Source organism: Parachitinimonas caeni, assembly GCF_030129945.1.
Taxonomy (GTDB): domain Bacteria; phylum Pseudomonadota; class Gammaproteobacteria; order Burkholderiales; family Chitinimonadaceae; genus Parachitinimonas; species Parachitinimonas caeni.
The window spans coordinates 209,796-230,876 of record NZ_JARRAF010000003.1; the positions used below are offsets into that span (position 1 = coordinate 209,796).

At 55.1% G+C, this 21,081-nt stretch carries 16 protein-coding genes; 11 read left to right on the forward strand and 5 right to left on the reverse strand.

The annotated features are described in order from the left end of the window. Nucleotides 1–80: 80 nt before the first annotated feature. A complete protein-coding gene (locus tag PZA18_RS03940) occupies nt 81–1,988 on the reverse strand; it encodes a lytic transglycosylase domain-containing protein (RefSeq protein ID WP_284099494.1) in 1,908 nt (635 codons plus the stop codon). Nucleotides 1,989–2,636: 648 nt separating this feature from the next. On the opposite strand from PZA18_RS03940, the gene PZA18_RS03945 reads away from it, so the two are divergent. Both PZA18_RS03945 and PZA18_RS03950 read left to right on the forward strand, forming a co-directional pair. Then, nucleotides 2,637–2,960, forward strand: coding sequence for a 2Fe-2S iron-sulfur cluster-binding protein (locus tag PZA18_RS03945; protein ID WP_284099495.1), 324 nt, complete (start codon nt 2,637–2,639; stop codon nt 2,958–2,960). Between the two features lie 152 nt (nt 2,961–3,112). Beyond that, nucleotides 3,113–3,433 carry a DUF4156 domain-containing protein gene (locus PZA18_RS03950; RefSeq protein ID WP_284099496.1) on the forward strand — a complete coding sequence of 107 codons (321 nt, stop codon included), beginning with the start codon at nt 3,113–3,115 and terminating at the stop codon, nt 3,431–3,433. Nucleotides 3,434–3,494: 61 nt separating this feature from the next. Here PZA18_RS03950 and PZA18_RS03955 read toward each other — a convergent pair whose 3' ends face one another. From PZA18_RS03955 to PZA18_RS03970, 4 genes are all read right to left on the reverse strand, one after another. Continuing rightward, nucleotides 3,495–4,079 carry a YceI family protein gene (locus tag PZA18_RS03955; RefSeq protein WP_284099497.1) on the reverse strand — a complete coding sequence of 195 codons (585 nt, stop codon included), beginning with the start codon at nt 4,077–4,079 and terminating at the stop codon, nt 3,495–3,497. A gap of 64 nt (nt 4,080–4,143) precedes the next feature. Continuing rightward, on the reverse strand, nt 4,144–4,719 hold the full coding sequence (locus PZA18_RS03960) for a YceI family protein (protein ID WP_284099498.1): 576 nt from the start codon (nt 4,717–4,719) through the stop codon (nt 4,144–4,146). A gap of 66 nt (nt 4,720–4,785) precedes the next feature. Then, the gene (locus PZA18_RS03965; RefSeq protein WP_284099499.1) at nt 4,786–5,340 is read right to left on the reverse strand and encodes a YceI family protein; all 555 of its coding nucleotides are present in this window, start codon (nt 5,338–5,340) and stop codon (nt 4,786–4,788) included. Between the two features lie 24 nt (nt 5,341–5,364). Beyond that, nucleotides 5,365–5,892, reverse strand: coding sequence for a cytochrome b (locus PZA18_RS03970; RefSeq protein ID WP_284099500.1), 528 nt, complete (start codon nt 5,890–5,892; stop codon nt 5,365–5,367). Nucleotides 5,893–6,378: 486 nt separating this feature from the next. Between PZA18_RS03970 and PZA18_RS03975 the strand changes: the two genes are divergently transcribed. The 9 genes from PZA18_RS03975 (at nt 6,379) to PZA18_RS04015 (ending at nt 20,928) form a co-directional block, all read left to right on the forward strand. Further along, nucleotides 6,379–8,085 (forward strand): Hsp70 family protein, encoded by a 1,707-nt coding sequence (locus tag PZA18_RS03975; protein WP_284099501.1) that lies wholly within the window; start codon nt 6,379–6,381, stop codon nt 8,083–8,085. After that, entirely contained in the window at nt 8,082–8,942 is an 861-nt protein-coding gene (locus tag PZA18_RS03980; protein ID WP_284099502.1) for a J domain-containing protein, read from the forward strand. Before PZA18_RS03975 ends, PZA18_RS03980 begins: the two co-directional genes overlap by 4 nt. A 334-nt stretch (nt 8,943–9,276) precedes the next feature. Next, nucleotides 9,277–11,805, forward strand: coding sequence for a CHASE2 domain-containing serine/threonine-protein kinase (locus PZA18_RS03985; RefSeq protein WP_284099503.1), 2,529 nt, complete (start codon nt 9,277–9,279; stop codon nt 11,803–11,805). Nucleotides 11,806–11,807: 2 nt separating this feature from the next. Then, the gene (locus tag PZA18_RS03990; protein ID WP_284099504.1) at nt 11,808–12,638 is read left to right on the forward strand and encodes a Stp1/IreP family PP2C-type Ser/Thr phosphatase; all 831 of its coding nucleotides are present in this window, start codon (nt 11,808–11,810) and stop codon (nt 12,636–12,638) included. A gap of 18 nt (nt 12,639–12,656) precedes the next feature. Next, nucleotides 12,657–13,400: an FHA domain-containing protein gene (locus tag PZA18_RS03995; RefSeq protein WP_284099505.1), complete on the forward strand. Its 744-nt coding sequence runs from the start codon at nt 12,657–12,659 to the stop codon at nt 13,398–13,400. 206 nt (nt 13,401–13,606) lie between these two features. After that, complete coding sequence (locus PZA18_RS04000) at nt 13,607–15,907, forward strand: CHASE2 domain-containing protein (RefSeq protein WP_284099506.1); 2,301 nt, start codon at nt 13,607–13,609, stop codon at nt 15,905–15,907. Nucleotides 15,908–15,920: 13 nt separating this feature from the next. Then, complete coding sequence (locus PZA18_RS04005) at nt 15,921–16,688, forward strand: 3',5'-cyclic-nucleotide phosphodiesterase (protein WP_284099507.1); 768 nt, start codon at nt 15,921–15,923, stop codon at nt 16,686–16,688. 61 nt (nt 16,689–16,749) lie between these two features. Continuing rightward, on the forward strand, nt 16,750–19,128 hold the full coding sequence (locus PZA18_RS04010) for a GspE/PulE family protein (RefSeq protein WP_284099508.1): 2,379 nt from the start codon (nt 16,750–16,752) through the stop codon (nt 19,126–19,128). Between the two features lie 216 nt (nt 19,129–19,344). Continuing rightward, entirely contained in the window at nt 19,345–20,928 is a 1,584-nt protein-coding gene (locus PZA18_RS04015) for an HD domain-containing phosphohydrolase (RefSeq protein WP_284099509.1), read from the forward strand. Nucleotides 20,929–21,081: the final 153 nt, after the last annotated feature.

Consider the following 21,081-nt stretch of genomic DNA (forward strand, 5'->3'; position numbering starts at 1 on the left):
CCCCAAGCTTTGTTCAATTTAGTTGTGAGTTTCGGGGCTTAGCAAGGCGGGCCACCATTGCATTCAGTCGTGCCAAACCTTTATGGCAATTCATCCGGCTCGGCCACATCCCCGGCACCGCGCGCCGGTACCACACCCAGCCGACGTTTCAACGGCGCTACCGGATGTCCAAAAGTCATATCGTAGTAAACCGTATTCGCCATGACTTTCTTGACGTAATCCCGGGTCTCGTTGAAAGGAATGGACTCGGCATAAATCGCCCCTTCCAGTGGCTTGGCCGCCTGCCAGGCCCGCGCGCGCCCAGGGCCGGCGTTATAACCCGCCGTTGCCAGCACCGGCTGGTTGGACAGCGAGCCGAGAATCGACTTCAGGTAGTAGGTTCCCAACTGCACATTGGTACCAATTTCATTCACCGTGGCGTGCTCATAACGCTTGATTCCCAGCTTATTGGCCACCCAGCGGGCCGTGGCAGGCATCAGCTGCATCAACCCCGATGCGCCCACGCCGGACTTGGCCACGGAGATGAACCGGCTTTCCTGCCGGATCAAGCCGTAAATCCACGCCTCATCCAGCTGCAATTGCCGGGCATATGCCTGAGTCACATCGCGATAGGGCGCCAGATAACGCAGGCTGAAATCGTGAATATTCTGTGTGCGGTCTGCCGAATAAATCGCGCGATCGTAGAGCTTTTCCGCCCGCGCCACCTCGGCCGCTGCCAGCAGACGACGATCATCCAGGCCGCGCATCGCCCAATTCCACTCGCGGGTAGCTTCGAGCCGCCAGTTCATGTCATACAGTGCCAAGGCACGTTGCACGCCGGGGAGCTTGCGAGCAGCCTTGATCTCGTCATCCGATACCTTGGCCCGCCCCGCCGCGGTATCGACATAGCTTCCCAACTCCTCGCGTGCCAGTAATCCATAAAAATGATGGCTGGCAGCAAGCTCGGCAAAGCTGCGATTCGCATCCGTCGCATTGCCCTGGGCCTTGACTCCTCTTGCCCGCCAGTAAACCCAGGTCGGGTCCGCTTTGGCTTTGGCACTCATCGCGTCAATCGACTTGATGACCTCCGCCCAATCATTACCGCGCAAGGCGGCGCGGGCACGCCACTCCAGGCTGTCGTCGTCCAGAAATTCGCTATCGGCCTGTTTGAACCACTTCAGCGCATCCGGATGCAGGCGGCGAGCTGCGTGATACGCGATCCGCGACCAGGCGTACCGCATTTCGGCAGCCGGCAATGACTTGCCAAAATGTTCCAGCAAGCTCGCGGCCTGCTCCGGATCGGTGCGGGCGATGCGCGAAATGGCGTGAATCAGCAGCTCACGGCCACCACGCTGGTTGGTTGCCAGCTTGGGCAACATTTTCTGCGGACCGGCACTGACCTCGCTGACCAATTTGCTGGTCAGCCCTTGTGGCTGGCTCAGGCGCGCAATCAATTTGCCGGCAAACTCGGCGTTATTCGCTTCAAGCGTCCGCCGCAGGCGCTTCCAGACATCTTCTTCATTCAGCAAGCCTTGGCTGAACATGGCGTCGAATACCGGAATGCAGGCATCAGGCAAGCCACGCGACGCAAACCACAGACTTTTCTGTGCCGCCAGCCCGGCCCAATCCTGCTTGTTCACCTTGAGTTGCAGCTGATAGCAATTGACGTCGCTCTCTGGCTCGATCTGCGAAAACTTCGGCAACTCGGCTTCAAATACGGCCCAGTCCCCGCGCTTGCCCAACTCCCGCAGCCATTCCCCCCGCAAACGATCCGCCAGCGGGCTATCGCCAAATCGATCAAAAAACGCCGAGACCTCTGCCGCAGCAACCTTGTCGAGCTGAGTCGAAAGCAGCCAGTAGCGCGGATAGCTGGCCAGTGGCGTGTCATCCAGCCGCTCAGCCTGACGAGCCAGCTTTGGCAAATCGCGGGCGCGTACCGCGTCGCGTGCAGCGGTCATATCATCGGCCATGCTGGCCAGTGCCAATCCTGGCAGGCTCAGTGCAACCATTGCGACAAGGTATGAGGGATTCAGACGAACCCTGCGGGTGCGGCGAGATGGCTTCGCCGGGGGAAAAACGGAAGGCTTGGACATTGCTATGTTTTGAAACCTGTTTGCAAAATGGGACGGCCCGGCTTTCCAAGTGCGCTCCGTGCCGCGAGTTGGTCATCCAGCATGGGCGGAAAGCCGCAATCAGCTTGGAGTGTAGCTGTCTGGCCAAGTCCGCTACAACGACAGTGCAAGAATTATTTAGATTCTTCCGGCAAGCAGCTCTAGCCAGGGAGTCCAACCTCGGCCGATGCACGGTAAACTCGGCTCCATTGACGTTTTATTTCCGGATCGCGCTTGGTCGGATTTGGGCTTGATGCAAGGTGAAAAGCGTGCCACTCAGTGGACTAAGCATGCGATTTTTTACGCGGCAGCAGGCCCAAATCCTGCAAAACCCGGTGGGCCTAGTTAAGCGAACCCTGACAACGCCCCAGCCCTGAGGGCTTCACCAGAAAGCAGCCTGGCTCTGCGTTGCAGAACGCTTGCATAGAATGACTAGGTAACGCGCCCTATGCCTTGTTCCAGGCCGTTTTCGGCGAAACGCGATCGGCAAACTCACTTCAACCCAATCTAGGCGCTATGCCCACCATTATCCTTTTCGGAAACCGCATGTCAGCACCGTTGGCCGTTGAGGCCACCCCAGGCAGCAAACTGATCGACATCGTGCGGGAGCAGGTGCGCGACCACGGTTTGCCGCTCTATTGGCGCTGCGGGCAAGGCACATGCGGTGCCTGTCTGGTCAGGCTCAAACATACGCAGTCCGGGCTAGCCCGACCAATTACACTCAGCAGCAAGGAAAGAAACGTACTGCATCGACTGGGGCAGTTCGACGACACACAACGCGCCACCACGGACCACCCGGACACACCAGCTTTGCCGCGCCTGGCCTGTCACGTTGTAGTAGATGAAGAGGATTTGGAGGTCAACTGGTAACGGCAAGCGCCGCGTCGGCGATAATTTCGCGATATTCGGGCACTTTGTAAGCCCCCCGACAATCTCAGGCACTGTCATTTCAAGGCGTGAGACATCTGAGAGATGCCCCTATCACACAACGCCTGCCGATTCCCCTATTTGATGAGGTGTATATGCTCAAGCCACTAGTTTTACTGATTTCCCCCATCCTGTTGCTGACGGGCTGTGCCAACTGGGTCAAGGTGTCTGCCCTGGGCTCACGCGTAGCCGTGGTGACGCAAGATACCGTCGCCAGTTGCAAGAAACTGGGCGATACCACTGCCACTGTCACACCACGCTTTGGAATATATGAACGGAGTCAGGAAGGCATGGGCTCGGATCTGGATTCACTGGCTCGCAACGCGGCAGCCGATATGAACGGCGATGCGATCGTCGCCACTTCACCGATTCTGGATGGCAAACGCAGCTATGCGGTTTATCGGTGTGGGCGTTGATCGTCCTGCCATGCGAGACGTCTTGGCTGCTACAGGTAGCAACAGGATCTTGCCGACTGCGTCAGCGCTCACGGGCGGGGGGTGTAACGACTTCTGCCAAGGCTTCGACCGATACATCAATCTTCACCTCATCCCCCACCAAAGGAATGAAGGCTTTCATGCCAAAATCCGAGCGCAGCAAAGTCCCTGACAAATCGGCGCCGCAGGCCTGCCGAAGTGCCATGGTGTGAAAACCACAGCGCCAGCGTTCAACTTTGAAGGAGAAGGGTCGGGTGACCCCGAGTAGAGTCAATTCGCCTTCAACGGCATCGAGCCGTTCTTCAACGAATACCAGGCGTTTCGAGATAAACCGGATTTCGGGGTAGCGTTCGGTATTGAAAAACCAGCTGCCCTTGAGCCGGCTGTCGCGATCCGGGTCGCCCGTGCTGATGGAGTTCGCATCAAGCTGCACGGTAATCTGACCTTTGCGGGCTGGTAAGTCCAGCTCCAGGCGGCCGTCGGTCTTGTCAAAGCGGCCTCGCGCTGTAGAAAACCCCAGATGGCTGACAGCGAACTGTGCAGAGGTATGCAGCGGATCAATCAGAAAAACATCAGCCCAAACAGGCCCGGCCAGCAAGCCAGGCATCAGGCCTAAAAACCATGCCACCCGCCGGCAAGCCAGCCGGAGCCGACTTGTCAGGCGGGGTAATACTCCGGCAGGAGGCGCAAGTTTATTTGCGCGCACCTTCGACCTGCACATTCAGTTTTACTTCTTCACCAATGAAAGGTACGCCGTACTTCATACCCCAATCGGTACGCTTGATCGTCGCTTTGACTTCCGCGCCACAGATGTACTTCTGATCGGAGGCGCGCACTGCGCACTTGAGCTGCTCAATCTTCAAGGAAACCGGCTTGGTTTCACCCAGCATGGTCAACGTGCCTTGTGCTTCAACAGGCTTGTCGGCATCGAATTTGAAGGTTTCCGACTTGAATTGCGCAGTCGGGAATTTCTCAACATTGAAGAAATCCTTGCTACGCAGATGGGTATCACGCTTTTCGAAGCCAGTATTCAGGCTGGCGGTCTGAATCGTCACATCCACCTTGCCGGTCTTGGCTTCACGATCCAGCGTCAGCGTTCCCGATGAATTGGTGAAGAAACCACGGGTATTCGAAAAACCCAGGTGGCTGACTTCGAAGCTCGGATAGGTGTGGGTGGCGTCCAGATCGAACGTCTCAGGTGCGGCAAGCGCAACCCCGGCAGCCAGCATGGTCGAAACAGCTACCAGAGAAAAACGGAACATCTGCATGGATCTAATCTCCTTGATGGGACAATGGGCGCCTTGGCGCCCTCTTTATATCAACCTTGTACCGGCTTACTTCGGCACAAAGAGCTTGAATTTCACTTGTACATTGTCAGCGACCATGCCGGTATCCGACCACTCGCCCTCACCGACCTTGTAGGCCGTACGCGAGAGCGGGAAAACCCCTTCCAGCCATTGCCCATGGCCATCGGTCTTTACTGTAAACGGTACGGTCACATTGGCCGCCCGCCCCTTCAGGTTAAGCTGCCCAACAGCCTGGAACTTGTCGCCTCCCACAGGCTTGAACCCTGCGGCCGTAAACTTTGCCTGAGGAAAGCGAGCGGTATCAAACCAATCCTTGGTCTTGAGCGCATCGTTGGCGTCAGGACTGCCGGCATCGGCCTGAGTCAGATCAATACTGACATCCACCTTGGCCTCGGCCGGTTTGGCAGGGTCGAACTTCACATCCGCCATGAACTTCTTGAACTGCCCTTCTACCGGCACATTCATCTGGGTAAACACAAATCGCACCTGGCTTTTGCCCGCATCTGCAGGTTGTGCAAACACCCCTGCACCAGCCCCTACCAAGGCCATCGCGACCACTGAAGAAAGTAAGACCTTACGCATACGAATAAAACTCCTGTGCAACGATCATCCGAGCATGCGCCGGAGAACGTCGTCCTTGTCGATGAAATGATGTTTCAGCGCTGCCGCCGCATGGCCAGCCGCCAATAAGAGCAAACCCCAGGCAAACAGTTCATGGCCCTCTTTCAAAAGCTTGCCCAGCTCTTCGTTCTTGCCAATCAGGTCGGGCAGCGGAATCAGCCCAAGGTAAACCACCGGAAAACCCTTGGCCGAAGACATCAACCAGCCGCCAATCGGTACGCCAAACATCAATACATAAAGACCAATATGCCCAAGATGCGCCAACATCTTTTCATGCTTGGGCATGTGGGCCGGCAGTTCAGGGGCCGGATGCTTGAGTCGCCACAACAGTCGCACGGCCACCAGCCAGAGCACGGTGATACCCAACCACTTGTGGTAATTGATGTACTGCAACTTGCGCGGCGAAAGTGGCATGTCGTCAAACGACAGCGCCAAGGCAAACGCCCCCAGAATCAGCAAGACCATCAGCCAGTGAAGAATCCGGGCTGTCAGTGTGTAGCGCACAGGAGTCATCGCAAGTCCATGTATTTAAAATAGTTGATCACAGCCACCACCTTGTCTGTCTTATTCTCTACACAGATATGACAAATTGATAGCGAAGTATTTTTAAACAATTAGTCAAAAATCAAGAACAAGATTTCGGTCCGCAATGAACTCCGACCCGGAAACCCACAATCCAGTTCACGCCAGATGCCTGCCCGCACCCTGTTAAAATAGCGGCTTTTCACAGAATTGCTGGTTACAGATGCAGGCTAGGCTCTGTTGACGTTTTGGTATGCAGTCGAGTTCAGGGTGAGTGCGGTTGGTCGCGTAAGTAAGCGTCCTAACATTGCCTTGCTCCATAAAGTCGACTTGGCTTTGTGCAACGGTTGCCGCAAAGCGATTTACCGCCGAGGCGCCCTCCCGACAGGGTTGGAACCCCATCGGGAAGCCCAATCACCCACAGCGCCCAGTTAATTGTCTGCTCGTGTAACGCAACGAAATAGGTTCCAACAAACCATGATCATCGGTATCGACCTTGGTACAACCAATAGCCTGGTAGCCGTTTGGCGCGATGGCAAAGCCCAAACCATCCCCAACGCCCTGGGCCACATGCTGACGCCATCGGTTGTCGGCTTCGATGATCAGGGGGAAATTCTGGTGGGCTTGCCTGCGCGGGAACGGATGCTGACGCACCCGCAGCTGACCACCGCACTCTTCAAGCGCTATATGGGCAGTGACCGCTCAACTCGGCTGGGCAACCAGCAGTTCCGGCCCGAAGAGCTTTCTGCTTTGGTTTTGCGGTCACTCAAAGCGGATGCCGAGCGCTTTTTGGGCGAGACCGTCACAGAAGCCGTCATTACCGTTCCAGCCTACTTTAGCGATGCCCAGCGCAAAGCCACCAAGATTGCAGGCCAACTAGCAGGCCTCACTGTCGAGCGGATCGTCAATGAACCTACCGCCGCAGCCTTGGCTTACGGCCTGCACGACAACAATCCGGAAAGCAAATTTCTGGTTTTCGACCTTGGGGGCGGTACCTTCGACATTTCGATTCTGGAGTTGTTTGAAGGAGTGATGGAAGTCAGGGCCTCGGCCGGCGACAATTTTCTGGGCGGCGAGGATTTTGGCGAAGCCTTGGTAGATGGATTTATCGACGCCGTAAAGCCTGCACTCGACCATTTCGACAAGCAGGCCGACCAAGCTTTGTATCAGCAGCTCCGACAGGAAGCCGAGCGGGCCAAACGGATGCTTTCATCCGCCTCACAAGCCACCATGAGCCTGCCGTGGCAGGGCCAGACGCTTGAATGGACGATCAGCGACGACATGTTTGCGCAAAGTGTTCAGCCATTGCTCAACCGCCTGCGCGAGCCGATCGAACGGGCATTGCGTGACGCCCGTATCCGTGTTGCCGAACTGGATCATATCGTGCTGGCGGGCGGTGCCACCCGCATGCCACTCGTGAAAAAGCTGGTCGCCCGCATGTTTGGCCGTCTGCCATCCATGCACCTGAACCCTGACGAGGTCGTTGCCTTGGGGGCCGCAGTGCAAGCAGGTCTGAAAGCCCGTGATGCCGCCTTGAATGAAGTGGTCATGACTGACGTCTGCCCTTACACACTCGGCGTTGATGTATCGGAAGAAATTTTGCCAGGACAGTATCAGCCAGGCTTTTTTCTGCCGATTATCGAGCGTAATTCCGTCGTGCCAATCTCGCGGGAGCAGACCGTCACCACCATCAGCGATAACCAGCCCGCCATTCATGTTCGCATCTTTCAAGGCGAGAGTCGGTTGGTAAAGGACAATATATTCCTTGGCGAGCTCACGGTGCCCACCCCGCCCCGGCCTTCCGGCCAGATGGTGTCGATTCGCTTCACCTATGACGTGAACGGCCTGCTCGAAGCCGAAATGACCGTCGCCGAAACCGGCGAGAAACATCGTCTGGTGATCGAAGAAAACCCTGGCGTACTCAAAGCAGAAGAAATTGAAGAAAAGCTACGGGCACTGACCCGGCTGAAAATCCACCCCAGGGATCAGCTCCCCAACACCGCACTGCTGACGCGTGCCGAGCGCCTGTATCAGCAAGCATTGGGGGAAGATCGGCTATGGGTGGGACAACTCACCAATGCCTTCCAGGCAGCACTGGAAAGACAAGACAATGCAGATATCGAACAGGCCCGTGAAAATTTGAAATCCTTGCTAGACGAAATTGAAGGAGAAAGCTGGCTGTGAACGAGGACAATCTCACCCTCACCTGCTGGACGACGCTAGGCCTGCCACCAGGAAGCGGGCTGCAGGACATCAAGCGCGCCTACGCCCGCCTGCTCAAAAGTACCCGGCCCGAGGATGACCCCAAAGCCTTTCAGACACTGCGAGATGCCTACGAGACGGCTCTCATGCTGGAAATGTCCCAGCCCGTTGCCACCCCACTGGCAGCGCCAGAGCCGCCCCCCCCCACCGTCGGCCGCGAAGCTGAGCTGGAAGCCTTGATGCAGCCATGGATTCAGGAACTCGCCCAGTTATGCGAACAAGGTGAGATCGAGTCAGCACTGGCCGCACTGGAACGCAGGCTGGCCGAGCCCGTGCTGTCAGAACCGCTGGCTTGGACTGTGTTTGAAGACGGCCTGCTGTATATCTGCTGCGACATCGAGACCCTGCAGGATGACGTGATTCGCCGCTGTGTCGAGGTTTGCCGCTGGTTGGAGCCCGATCACTGGATGGCCGAGAAAGAACCCAAGACCGTTGACTGGCTACGCCTGCGCCTACTTGAGGCCGATGCCCTCAACCGTGTTGAAGAAATCCTTCATCTGGTCGAGACCACCAACGAGTATGACGCGCTGGCCCTGTTTCATGCCAGTCTGGAGCAGGACATCCTGTTTAATTTTGACGTGCGCGCCTTGTTCGAAGGCGAGCTGATGGTAGGGTTGTCCGAGATTCATCCCGTACCATTGAATTTAACGCTGGCTGTAGCACAGACTTTTGGCTGGTCTCGAAGCCATCAGCACCTGCAAGATTACCAACCTGAAGCTTGGGCAGAACTCACCAAAAAAATGGCCCTCGCATTCTCAACACCCCCTCACCTCAGCTAGCTGACAATCCCCCCCAGCCAGCCTCTGGCAGGACTTTCGACTTAAATCTTCAGATTCCACTTGAATATTCCACTTTAAGCTTGTGGAATAGTTCACATAAAGTGCAGCAAGCTCTAGCCGTCGGCGCTGTATACGGCTAGCCTTGCGCCTCCTGTCGCATGCAAAGCATTTGAATACAGGCTTGGCAGCGGGCGGCAGATTTGCCATGACCTGCTAATGTCAATGCAGGGCAAACCGTTTTCACAACGTTTGACCGGAGCAATCGCGACGAGCCCGGCAGATAAACGGGGAATTGAACGCCCGAACAGGGCGGGCACGAAACAAGGGGAGCTGGATGAAGAAGGGGTTCTGGAAATCAGACTGGTTCGTCGGCATTGTCATGCTGCTTATATTTGCCATCATCCAGTTTGGCACCGGCCTGCTGAATGCCCTGGAAAACAAGGCCTACGATGTCGGAATGAAGTTGGCCAACCGCGTCCCCAATGACCGCATCGCCATTATTGCCATCGACGAGCAAAGTATCGCCAACATCGGCCGCTGGCCGTGGTCTCGTGATGTTCACGCGCAGTTTCTGGACAAACTCTCCGCTGCCAAACCCAAGTTGATCGCCAATACCGTCCTGTTTACCGAACCACAGCAGGACAAGGGCACGGTATACATCAATCAACTGCTTGACCTGTATCGCAAGAGTAAAGCCAACGGTGCAGAAGCGGGTTCCCCCGAATACGAGCAGTTTGGCAAACTGCTGGAAGACGCCTCCGATAAGCTGAACTTCGATAAGCAACTGGCACGCAGCATCGGCCAGGCGAAAAACGTCCTGCTCCCCATGGTGTTTGACCGAGGTGAGCCGCAAGGCAACCCGGATGCCCCTACCCCTGATTACGTACTGAAGAACCAGATCAACGTTGCCGGCGCCGACTCCGGTTCTCTACCGTATCCCACCGTCCGCTTCCTGGCCCCACTGCAACAATTCGGTACCCAGGCCAAAGCGTTGGGGGCGTTGAACGTAGTACCAGACCAAGCAGATGGCATCGTCCGGCAGGAGGCTCTGGCCCTGCGCTATTACGATCAGACCTATCCCTCCCTGGCCCTGGCGGTCGCAGCCAAGAGTCTGAACCTCGATTTGAAGCAGGTGACTTTTACTGGCGAAGTCATGCAGCTGGGTGGCTTACAGGTCGCCACCGGACCCAACGCGCTGATGGCGTCGTACTTTTACCCGGATCGCGACGGCAAGCCGGCCTTCAGCGCTGATTCGTTCTATGACGTTGCCAGCGGCAAGATTCCGGTCAGTAAATATCAGGACAAAATCGTCTTGATCGGCGCTACCGCGCCAGGGATCGGCTCTACCTTTGTCACGCCAGTATCGGCCACTACTACCCCGGCGGTTTACCTTGCTCATGCCGTCTCGGACATTTTGCAAGGCCACTATGTCAAGTTACCTAATTGGGCCGGCTGGTTATCCATCCTGATGATTGCGCTGGTTGCCGCCTATCTCATCGGCCTTTTGCCCAGACTCAAGGCCGCGCAAGGCGCTGCGATCACAGGGGGGGTATTTGCCGTATTGGTGAGTGCCGACATCGGCATGATGGCCATTCAACTTACCCATCTGCCTTTGATGGAAGCTGCGACGCTGTTGCTGTTCGGCCATTTGCTGCTAACTACCAAGCGCTTCCTGATGACCGAGCGAGGCAAGGAAGCATCGGAACTCTCAGCGGCCGAATCCAACCGTATGCTGGGCTTGGCGTTTCAGGGCCAAGGACAGCTGGACATGGCCTTCGACAAGTTTCGCAAGGTTCCGATGGACGACTCGATGATGGAGCTGCTGTATAACCTGGCGCTCGATTTCGAGCGCAAGCGCCAGTTCAACAAGGCCGAGATGGTGTATCGGCACATGGCCGACTTCAATCCGAAGTACAAGGATCTGGAACAGAAGATGACCCGTTCCAAGCAGATGGCCGAAACCGTCATGCTGGGTGGCGGTAGCACCCGCTCGAATGCCAGTACGCTGGTACTCGAAGGCGGCGCCATTGAAAAGCCGATGCTCGGCCGCTATCAGGTGGAGAAAGAGCTGGGCAAGGGGGCAATGGGCGTCGTTTATCTGGGGCGAGACCCCAAGATTGGCCGCGAAGTTGCAATCAAGACCATGGCCTTGTCTCAGGAGTTTGAAGCGGAGGAGTTACAAGATGCCCGCGAGCGCTTTTTTCGCGAAGCAGCAGCAGCAGGTAAGCTTGACCATCCCAACATCGTCAAGATCTACGATGTCGGCGAAGAACATGATCTTGCCTATATCGCGATGGAGTTCCTGAAAGGCAAAGACCTTGCGCCTTACACCAAGGCCGGGCATTTGCTGCCGATCCCGGAGGTGATGAAAATCGTCTATGACGTGGCCGAAGCCCTGAACGAAGCCCACGCCATGAACATCGTGCATCGCGACATCAAGCCTGCCAACATCATGTACGAAACCGACACCAAGAAGACCAAGGTGACAGACTTCGGCGTGGCACGCATTACCGATTCCTCCAAGACCAAGACGGGTATGGTGCTTGGCACACCATCGTATATGTCGCCCGAACAATTATCGGGCAAGAAAATTGATGGCCGCTCAGACCTGTTTTCGCTGGGCGTCATGCTGTATCAGATGACCGTCGGCACGCTGCCCTTCCAAGGCGAGTCGATGGCGGAATTGATGTTCCGGATTGCCAATGAACCCTATCGGAATCCTAAAGAACTCAATCCCAATCTGCCGGACTGCCTGGTAGCAGTCATCGACAAGGCACTCAAGAAAAATGCCGAGGAACGTTTTCAGACTGGCGCGGAGTTCGCGCAAGCACTGCGGAAATGCGCAGTGTCGCTTAAGGGGTGACGATGGGGACGCTAGTTCACGCGATTGAAATGCAGGGAATCAGTGATTCCGGCATGGTAAGAGGACATAACGAAGATGCAATCGGCTACAAGCCCGAATTGGGATTGGCCATTCTGGCGGATGGCATGGGCGGCTACAACGCTGGAGAAGTCGCCAGCGGCATTGCGGTCACGCTGATTTCAGAGGGCGTCAAAGGCGCATTGGAGTCGATGGCACCCCATCGACCCGAGCCCATGAGCGGCAAGCCGCTGGCGCACCGGATATTGCGCGATGAAATCGAGAAAGCCAATCTGGCCATCTTCCAGACAGCACAAAGCCAGCCCCAATGCGCCGGGATGGGCACCACCTTGGTGGCCGCCTTGTTCTACGATAATCGCCTGACCATCGCTCATGTCGGTGATTCACGGGTGTATCGTCTGCGCGGCGAGAATTTCACGGTGCTCACCAAAGACCACTCCTTACTGCAGGAGCAGATCGACAGTGGGTTCATCACTCCCGAGCAGGCGCGGCAATCGCAGAACAAAAATCTGGTGACACGGGCCGTCGGGATCGACCCGCAGCTGAATCCCGAATTGAATGACCACGAAGTACAAGTCAACGATATATATTTGATTTGTTCCGATGGTTTAAACGATATGGTGCCGGACGAAGATATTGCATTGGTAATGACCACCTTGCGCAGCAATCTGCAACTGGCTTCGCAACAGCTGATACAAATGGCCAATGACAATGGCGGACGCGATAATGTTTCGGTCATACTAATCAAGGTTAAACACGATTACGCCGCCGAACGCAGTTTATGGGCGCGCTTATTTTCGTGGTTTGCGCGATAAACGAGGGTAGAGAAAACTATGGCGAAACTCATTTTGAGCCTCGACGGAATGGTTCTCCGCGAATTCAAGCTCGATAAAGAAAAGGTCAAAATTGGCCGAAAACCACATAACGACTTACAGATCGACAATCTGGCCGTTTCTGGTGAACATGCCTTGGTCACAACAATCCAGAATGACTCATTTCTGGAAGATTTAAATAGCACCAATGGCACACTGGTAAATGGCAATCCGGTGCAGAAGCATTTTCTGCAGGATAACGATGTCGTTGAAATCGGCAAATACAAGCTGAAATACATGCGTGAAGCCAGCGCAGCCAAAGGCGGTGGAGAAGATTTCGACAAGACCATGGTGATCCGGTCCCCGATGGCCGCCAAGCCGGCAGCGCCATCCGCCCCCCCTGCAGCAGAGCCCCCTCCACCCAAATTCAATCCAGACGCGACCCAAATCGAGCAGATCAGCTCGCACGGTGAACCGACAGTTCTGGGGCTCCCTCCCGAAGTTCCGGCTGCGGCCATCAAGGTACTGAATGGTGCTAACGCCGGCAAAACACTGGATCTGGTAAAGAACCTGACCTCGCTGGGTAAGCCGGGTGTTCAGGTTGCCATTATCACCAAGCGGCCAAATGGTTATTTCCTGACGCATGTTGAAGGCAGCCAATTCCCGACGGTCAACGGCGAGCCGGTTGGCACCCAGGCGCATGTGCTGAAAGACCACGATGTGATTGAACTGGCTGGCATCAAAATGGAGCTGTTTTACAAATAGCGCCATTGGCCCAGCTAGCGCAGGATGCGCTTGGGGCGGCTTTGCTTTAAGCCTGCGGGGTGGCAAATCCAAGCCAAGTGCTGAGGCACGCATCACGCGGCTACCCCGAAATGGCAGGGTAGTCGCAAAGAAGGGCAGTGATTGCGAGCGCAAGCAATGCGTCCTGTGCTCCTTCAGGTAACCAGGGAAGTGGCTTCGTATGGCGTATGTCCGCTCAGATCTTTCTGACCGGCGTGCTTTTATTCAACCAGTCTTCGCTCTTGGCGGACAACGCGGCCATGTGGAATACGATCAAGAAGCACTGGCTACAACTCACACTCAGTGTGATGGTTCTGGTCTATCTGCTTGGCTATGCCGGCGGCTACTGGACACCGCATGCGTTGCGGCAATTTGATCTATGGCTCTACGATGCCCGAATGGTCGCCACCATGCCGGGCACCGTTGATCCGCGTGTAGTCATTGTCGATATCGACGAAAAGAGTCTGGCCAAACTGGGAAGATGGCCCTGGCGACGCGATATCGTTGCCAAGCTGGTAGATCAGTTGTTTGACCGCTATCAGGTTGGTGTAGTCGGGTTTGACGTGGTATTTGCCGAGCCTGACGATAGTTCCGGTCTACGGGTCTTGCGGCAGCTGGCGCAGACCGACCTCAAATCCAGTACAGACTACCTCGCGCTGTTACCCGAGCTGGAAAAGCGTTACGACTACGATCAACTCCTCGCGGAGCGTCTGAAGGGACGCCAGATCGTCCTTGGCTACTACTACAACGTGGCAGATTCTCCGCGCTCAGGACAGCTGCCCAAGCCCGTGTTGCCTGCAGGGATGTTCAAAGGACGCGATATTCTGGTGGATGTTGCCAAAGGTTATGGCGCCAATCTGCCCATCCTTGCGCAGAGCGCTGCAACGGGCGGCCACTTCGTCCCCTCCAGTGATATTGACGGTGTAACCCGTAAAGTCGGGAATCTGGTTGAAATCGACGGTCAATATTACGAATCCCTGTCGATGGCCATGGTCCGAGCCGTGCTTGGCAATCCTCCGATTGAGCCCCATTACCCCAAGCCACTTTTCGGCAAAAGCTACAACGTTATGGAGTCGCTGCGCGTGGGACCGATTTCGATCCCCGTCGATGACCAAGGCAAATCCCTGATCCCTTATCGCGGCCGCAATGGCAGCTTTCCTTATGTTTCGGCGTCCGACGTCTATGAGGGCACCGTTGACCTCAACAAACTCAAGGGGCGGCTAGTGCTGCTCGGTACAACAGCCCCCGGTCTCAAGGACTTGCGGGTATCGCCAGTTGGCCCGGTATACCCCGGTGTCGAAATTCATGCCAATCTGATCTCGGGAATGCTTGATGGCGCCATTCCCGATCACCCTCTCTATATCAGCGGCGCAGAAATCCTGCAGCTGCTGTTTCTTGGGATTGTTCTGTCGATTGTGCTGGTCGTACTCGACCCATTCAAAGCGTCAATTACCACAGGGGTTTTGCTGATATTGGTAGTAACCGGCAATTTCCTGCTTTGGCGAAAGGCTAATGTCGCCTTTCCGCTCGCCAGTGCCATTACGCTGATTACCGTGCTATTTGCACTGAACATGGCTTATGGCTATTTCTTCGAGGCCCGTAAAAAGCGGCAAATGGCCAGCCTTTTCGGTCAATATGTCCCGCCTGAATTGGTAGGAAAAATGGCCGAAGACCCTGAAAAATATACGATGGATGGTCAGAGCCGAGAATTGACGGTGCTGTTTTCGGATGTTCGCAGCTTTACCACCATTTCAGAGAGCATGGATCCCAAAGAACTCTCCCGATTCATGAATGAATTTCTGACCACGCTGTCTGAAGTCATCCGCAGTAAATATCTGGGCACTATCGATAAATACATGGGTGACTGCGTGATGGCATTCTGGGGTGCCCCGATATACGACCCTGACCATGCCACCAATGCCGTGCTGGCCGGTATAGAGATGCAACGTGCAATTGCCGAACTCGGGCCTAAACTGAAAGAAAAGGGCTGGCCAGAAATTCATATCGGTGTGGGGATCAACACCGGCAGGATGACGGTTGGCGACATGGGATCGCAGATTCGCAAGGCGTATACCGTCATGGGAGATGCGGTAAACCTGGCATCACGCCTTGAGGGAATTACCAAGCAATATGGAGTCGGCATGATCGTAGGCGAAGCAACCCGAAACGCCGTGGGCGACACAGTCATCTTCCGCGAACTGGATCGGGTGAAGGTCAAAGGCAAGGAAGACCCGGTCGCCATCTTCGAGCCGGTAGGCCGCAAGGAAAATGTCGATAAAGCCGTACAGAATCAGATCCAGCTATTTCACCAAGCGCTCAAGCACTACCGGACACAAAACTGGGACATGGCTGAACTTCAACTCATCAACCTAAAAAAGCAGCAACCCGATTGCAAACTCTATTCAGTCTATCTCGACCGCATCAAGAATTTCCGTCACACCCCTCCGCCACCCAACTGGGATGGGGTTTACGAATTCGATACGAAATAGGCCGGAGATCAGCATGCGCGTGAAAATACTCGGATGCAGCGGCGGTATTGGCGGAACGCTCAGAACCACTTCGATGCTGCTCGACGGCAAAATCCTGATCGACGCAGGTACGGGTGTTGGCGATCTATCCGTCGCAGAACTGGCTGCGATTGATCACATCTTCATCACCCATGCCCATCTGGATCACGTTGCCATGCTGCCCTTGCTGGTCGATACGGTTGGCGCCCTGCGTACCAGCCCGATTGTGGTTCATGCCAGCCAGGCCACGCTTGATATTCTGAAAGCGCATATTTTCAACTGGCTCATCTGGCCGGATTTCAGCGAAATTCCATCCGTCCAGGCCCCATTCATGCAGTTTGCCGCCTTCGAAGAAGGCGAAGTCTTCCCGCTGGATGGAGGGGGACGGATTGTTGCCCTGCCCGCATTGCATACAGTCCCAGCTGTTGGTTACCAATTGGATAGCGGCGCCGCCAGCTTGGTTTTCAGTGGCGACACCACCGTAAACGATGCCTTCTGGCCCGTCGTCAATGCCATTACCAACCTGCGCTACCTGATTATTGAAACAGCTTTCTGTAACCGCGAAATCAAGCTGGCGGAAGCTTCCAAGCATTTATGCCCAAGCATGCTGGCAGATGAACTGTCCAAGCTGCATCGTCCCGCTGAGGTCTTCATCACCCACCTGAAACCCGGTGAAATTGAGCTAACCATGCAGGAAATTGGGCAGGATGCGAGCCAGCACAGTCCACAGATGCTTTATAACAGCCAGATTTTCGACTTCTGACGGCATGTAATCCCACCGCCTGCCGTCTTGTTTGCCGGATTCTTTGCAATCGAGAGAGAGAATGAGCCAACCCGAATCGGCAGCCCGCCCGGCCAGTGACCCGGAACTGAGTATCGAGCTGCAATTCACGCGCAGTCTGCAAGCCGTCGCCAACAAAATCCATGCGACGTCGGACATTGATGAAATCATGCTCGAAGTCAGCCAGGCCATCTGCGACTTGTTCAACGCAGACCGACTCACCATCTATATTTCTACTGAAGATGGCGGCTCCATCATTTCCAAGGTCAAAACCGGGCTGAACTCATTCAAAGACCTCAAGCTTCCGATCAACGAGCAAAGTGTAGCCGGCTATGTGGCCAACCATCGCCGCATGGTAAACATCCGTGACGTATACGATGCGGCAGAACTGAAATCTTACAGCCCGAATCTGAATTTCTTGCAGGAGGTCGATAAGCGCACGGGTTACCGGACGAAGCAAATGCTGGTTGGCCCGATTCTTGAGGAAAAAACCGGCAACTTGGCCGGAGTGGTGCAGATCATCAACAACCGGGCCGGACGCCCCTTTCCTGCCCTCGCCGAGAAAGGCTTGGTGGAACTGTGCAAAACACTGGCCATCGCCCTCAAGCTTCGTCAGCAATCTTCTCGCTTTGTCGCCCGCACCAAGTACGACTATCTGGTTGCGGATGGCGTTATCGTCGCTACCGAGCTTGAAACAGCCATTCGATCTGCCCGCGAACATGGCGTAGACATCGAAGATCTATTACTGCGCGAGTTCCAGGTCACGCCTGCTGCCTTGGGGCAATCACTTTCGAAATTCTTTGGCGTGCCTTATGAGCCATTCAAGGCAGAACGCGTAAAGCCACTGGACCTGTTGCGCTCTTTTAAGCGGGACTTCGCCGAAAGCAGCCAGTGGCTGCCGGTGGAAGATGGCAAGGAAGGATTGATCGTCATCACAACCGACCCCGAAAAGGTCCGTGGTGGCCGCTTGGTAAACCAAGTATTCCCAGGTAAGACCATTGCCTATCACGTCTGCAGCCAGCGGGAGTTTGTGCAGACGCTCAATCTGTTTTATGGGGGCGCCGAAGCAGATGGTGGGGCATCTATCGGTGAGCTGCTATCCAACCTCGACGAAGGGGATGACGAAAATGACAGCGTCAGTGCCGAAGCGCTCTCGCTGGCAGCCGACAACGAACTCGTCAAGCTGGTCAACAAGATCATTGTCGATGCTTACAACATGGGGGCATCCGACATTCATATCGAGCCGTACCCCGGCAAAGCCAAGACCGAAATCCGCTTCCGGCGAGATGGTTCTTTGCAGCCATACATCGAGGTGCCGTCCTCTTATCGCGAACCCTTGGTGACGCGACTCAAGATCATGTGTGATCTTGATATTTCGGAACGACGCAAACCGCAAGACGGCAAGATCAAGTTCAAGAAGTTCGGGCCATTGGATATTGAACTGCGGGTCGCCACCATCCCATCAGCCGGCGGGATGGAAGACGTAGTCATGCGGATTCTGGCTTCCGGCGAACCCATCCCGCTCGACAAAATGGGTTTCTCGAAGCGCAACGAAACCAACCTGAAGTCGGTCATCTCAAAGCCTTATGGCCTGTTTTTCGTCTGCGGCCCCACGGGTTCTGGTAAAACCACCACCCTGCACTCGGTGCTCAAACACCTGAACACCCCGGAAACTAAGATCTGGACTGCGGAAGATCCGGTTGAAATCACGCAAAAGGGTTTGCGGCAAGTACAGATGAACCCAAAGGCTGGGCTGACCTTTGCCGTTGCAATGAAAGCATTTTTGCGCGCCGATCCGGATGTGATCATGGTCGGTGAAATGCGAGACAAAGAGACCACCTCCACCGGTATCGAGGCCTCGCTAACAGGCCACCTGGTGCTTGCAACCCTGCATACCAACAGTGCACCCGAATCAATCATCCGCTTGCTCGATATGGGTATGGACCCTTTCAACTTTGCCGATGCTTTGCTGGGCATCCTGGCGCAACGTCTGGCCAAGCGACTTTGCAAGTGCAAGCAGGCTTACCAGCCTGAAGAAGCGGAAATGCAAATGATGCTGCGCGAGTATTCTGAAGAATTGCTTGGTACGACATCGTGGCTAGCCGAGCCGGAGAAGCAGAAACAAGCACTCAAAGAAGAATGGTTACAACAATTCAGCGACAAAGATGGGAAGCTGACGCTGTACAAGCCCGTTGGCTGCGATGCCTGTGCAGGCACCGGCTATAAGGGGCGCGTTGGCCTGCACGAATTACTGGTTGGAACCGATCCGGTCAAAAAGAAAATTCAAGAACACGCGCGAGTCGCCGAGCTGTTTGCCGTGGCGTTGGAAGAAGGTATGCGTACCCTGAAGCAAGATGGCATCGAAAAAGTGCTGATGGGCATTACCGACATGCATCAGGTCAGGGCCGTCTGCATTAAGTAATAAGAGCCCTCCGAAGACATGGCAAGTAAATGGTTTTGCACTATACCTAGAGGCAGGCAAGCCGGGTTCCGCTGACGCTCCCGTTTCAGATCAGAACGGAGCATTAATTTGATACCTGGTCTTGCTGCGCATATCTGTAACATCCAGCCCTGAGCAAGCAGTCGCCCCTTATCTAGCCGCTGCCAGAGCGGCCCAGCGCTCGGCCAGGAGGCTTCTATGTTGAACGTCACCGAGTTAATAGATCGACTGGAAAGACTCAACGCCATAGGTAGCGAGCTCTCGCGCGAGCGAGATGCCAGTCGTCTGCTTGAGCACATTCTGCTGGCCGCCAAAGAACTCGCCCACGCCGATGCAGGCACCTTGTATCTGGTCGTCGATGGCAAACTGAAATTCGAGATCATCCGTACTGATTCATTGGGCATTGCCATGGGAGGCACCACAGGCGTCTCGATTCCCTTTCCGCCCATCCCTTTGTTTGATGCAGCGGGCAAACCCAATCGCAGCATGGTGGTTGCCTACTCGGTATTGCATGACCAGACCATCAATATTGCCGATGCGTATACCGAAGATGGCTTCGACTTCGCCGGCACCCGTCGCTTTGACGCCAATACCGGCTACCGCTCAAAGTCATTCCTCACCGTTCCCCTCAAAAATCACGAAAACGAAATCATCGGTGTACTTCAACTGATCAACGCCCAGGATGCGGCGGGCAATATCGTCCCCTTTGCCCACGCAGATCAGCGCCTGGTCGAATCGTTGGCCTCTCAAGCGGCCATTGCCCTTACTAACCGCCATTTGATTGACCAGCTGCAGGACTTGTTCGAATCATTAATTAACCTGATCAACACCGCGATTGACGACAAATCCCCCTACACTGGCGGGCACTGCGAACGGGTACCCGTTCTGACCATGCTGCTTGCCGATGCGGTCAACCGGGTTGACTGGGGCCCATTCAAAGACTTTCGCATGAGCGAGAAAGATCGATATGAGTTAAAAATCGCTGGTCTTTTACACGATTGCGGCAAAGTCACCACGCCCGTCCATGTTGTAGACAAGGCAACCAAGCTACAAACCATTTTCGACCGCATCGAACTGATTGACACACGGTTTGAAATCCTTAAACGAGACAGCTTGATTGCACACCTGCGAGGTAATATCGACGCAGCCACCCATGCTCGCAACCTTGAACAATATGATGCGGACAGGGAATTTCTCAGACATACCAACTTTGGCGGTGAATTCATGAATCGAGATGCCATCGCCAGAGTTCAGCAGATCGCCAGTTATCAGTGGTCTGACGCAAACGGTCACACCGTGCCTTTTTTAAGTGACGAAGAAGTAGAAAACCTCTCGATTGCCAGAGGAACATTGACCAATGCAGAACGGGAAATCATCAATCACCATATTGTGGTGACCATCAAGATGCTCGAAGCACTTCCTTGGCCAAGGCATCTCAAAAACGTGCCCGAATACGCCGGCGGACACCACGAACGGATGGATGGAAAAGGCTATCCGCGTGGATTAACCAGAGATCAAATGTCTGTTCAAGCGAGGACGATGGGCATTGCCGACATTTTCGAAGCACTCACCGCGCGCGACCGCCCCTACAAGCCAGGAAAAACACTATCCGAATCGCTCACCATTCTGGCGAGAATGGCAAAGGATCAGCATATCGACCTGGACCTCTTCGAAGTATTCATCAAAGAGAAGGTCTACTTGGCCTACGCCAATATGTTTCTTGAGCCAGCGCAAATCGACGAAGTCGATGAAAGCGCGATACTGACACTGTCCCGAGCCTGATTAACAACCTCCGACACGGACGTAAGGAGTTAGTAAGTGACAATCTTCGTCAAGATGTCTGCCATCCACCCACCTCGTTCATCTATCACAGAGAGCAATCACGCAGCGTCGATTCATGCAATCGCCATAATTGGCGGTATTTTTCCGCCCGCG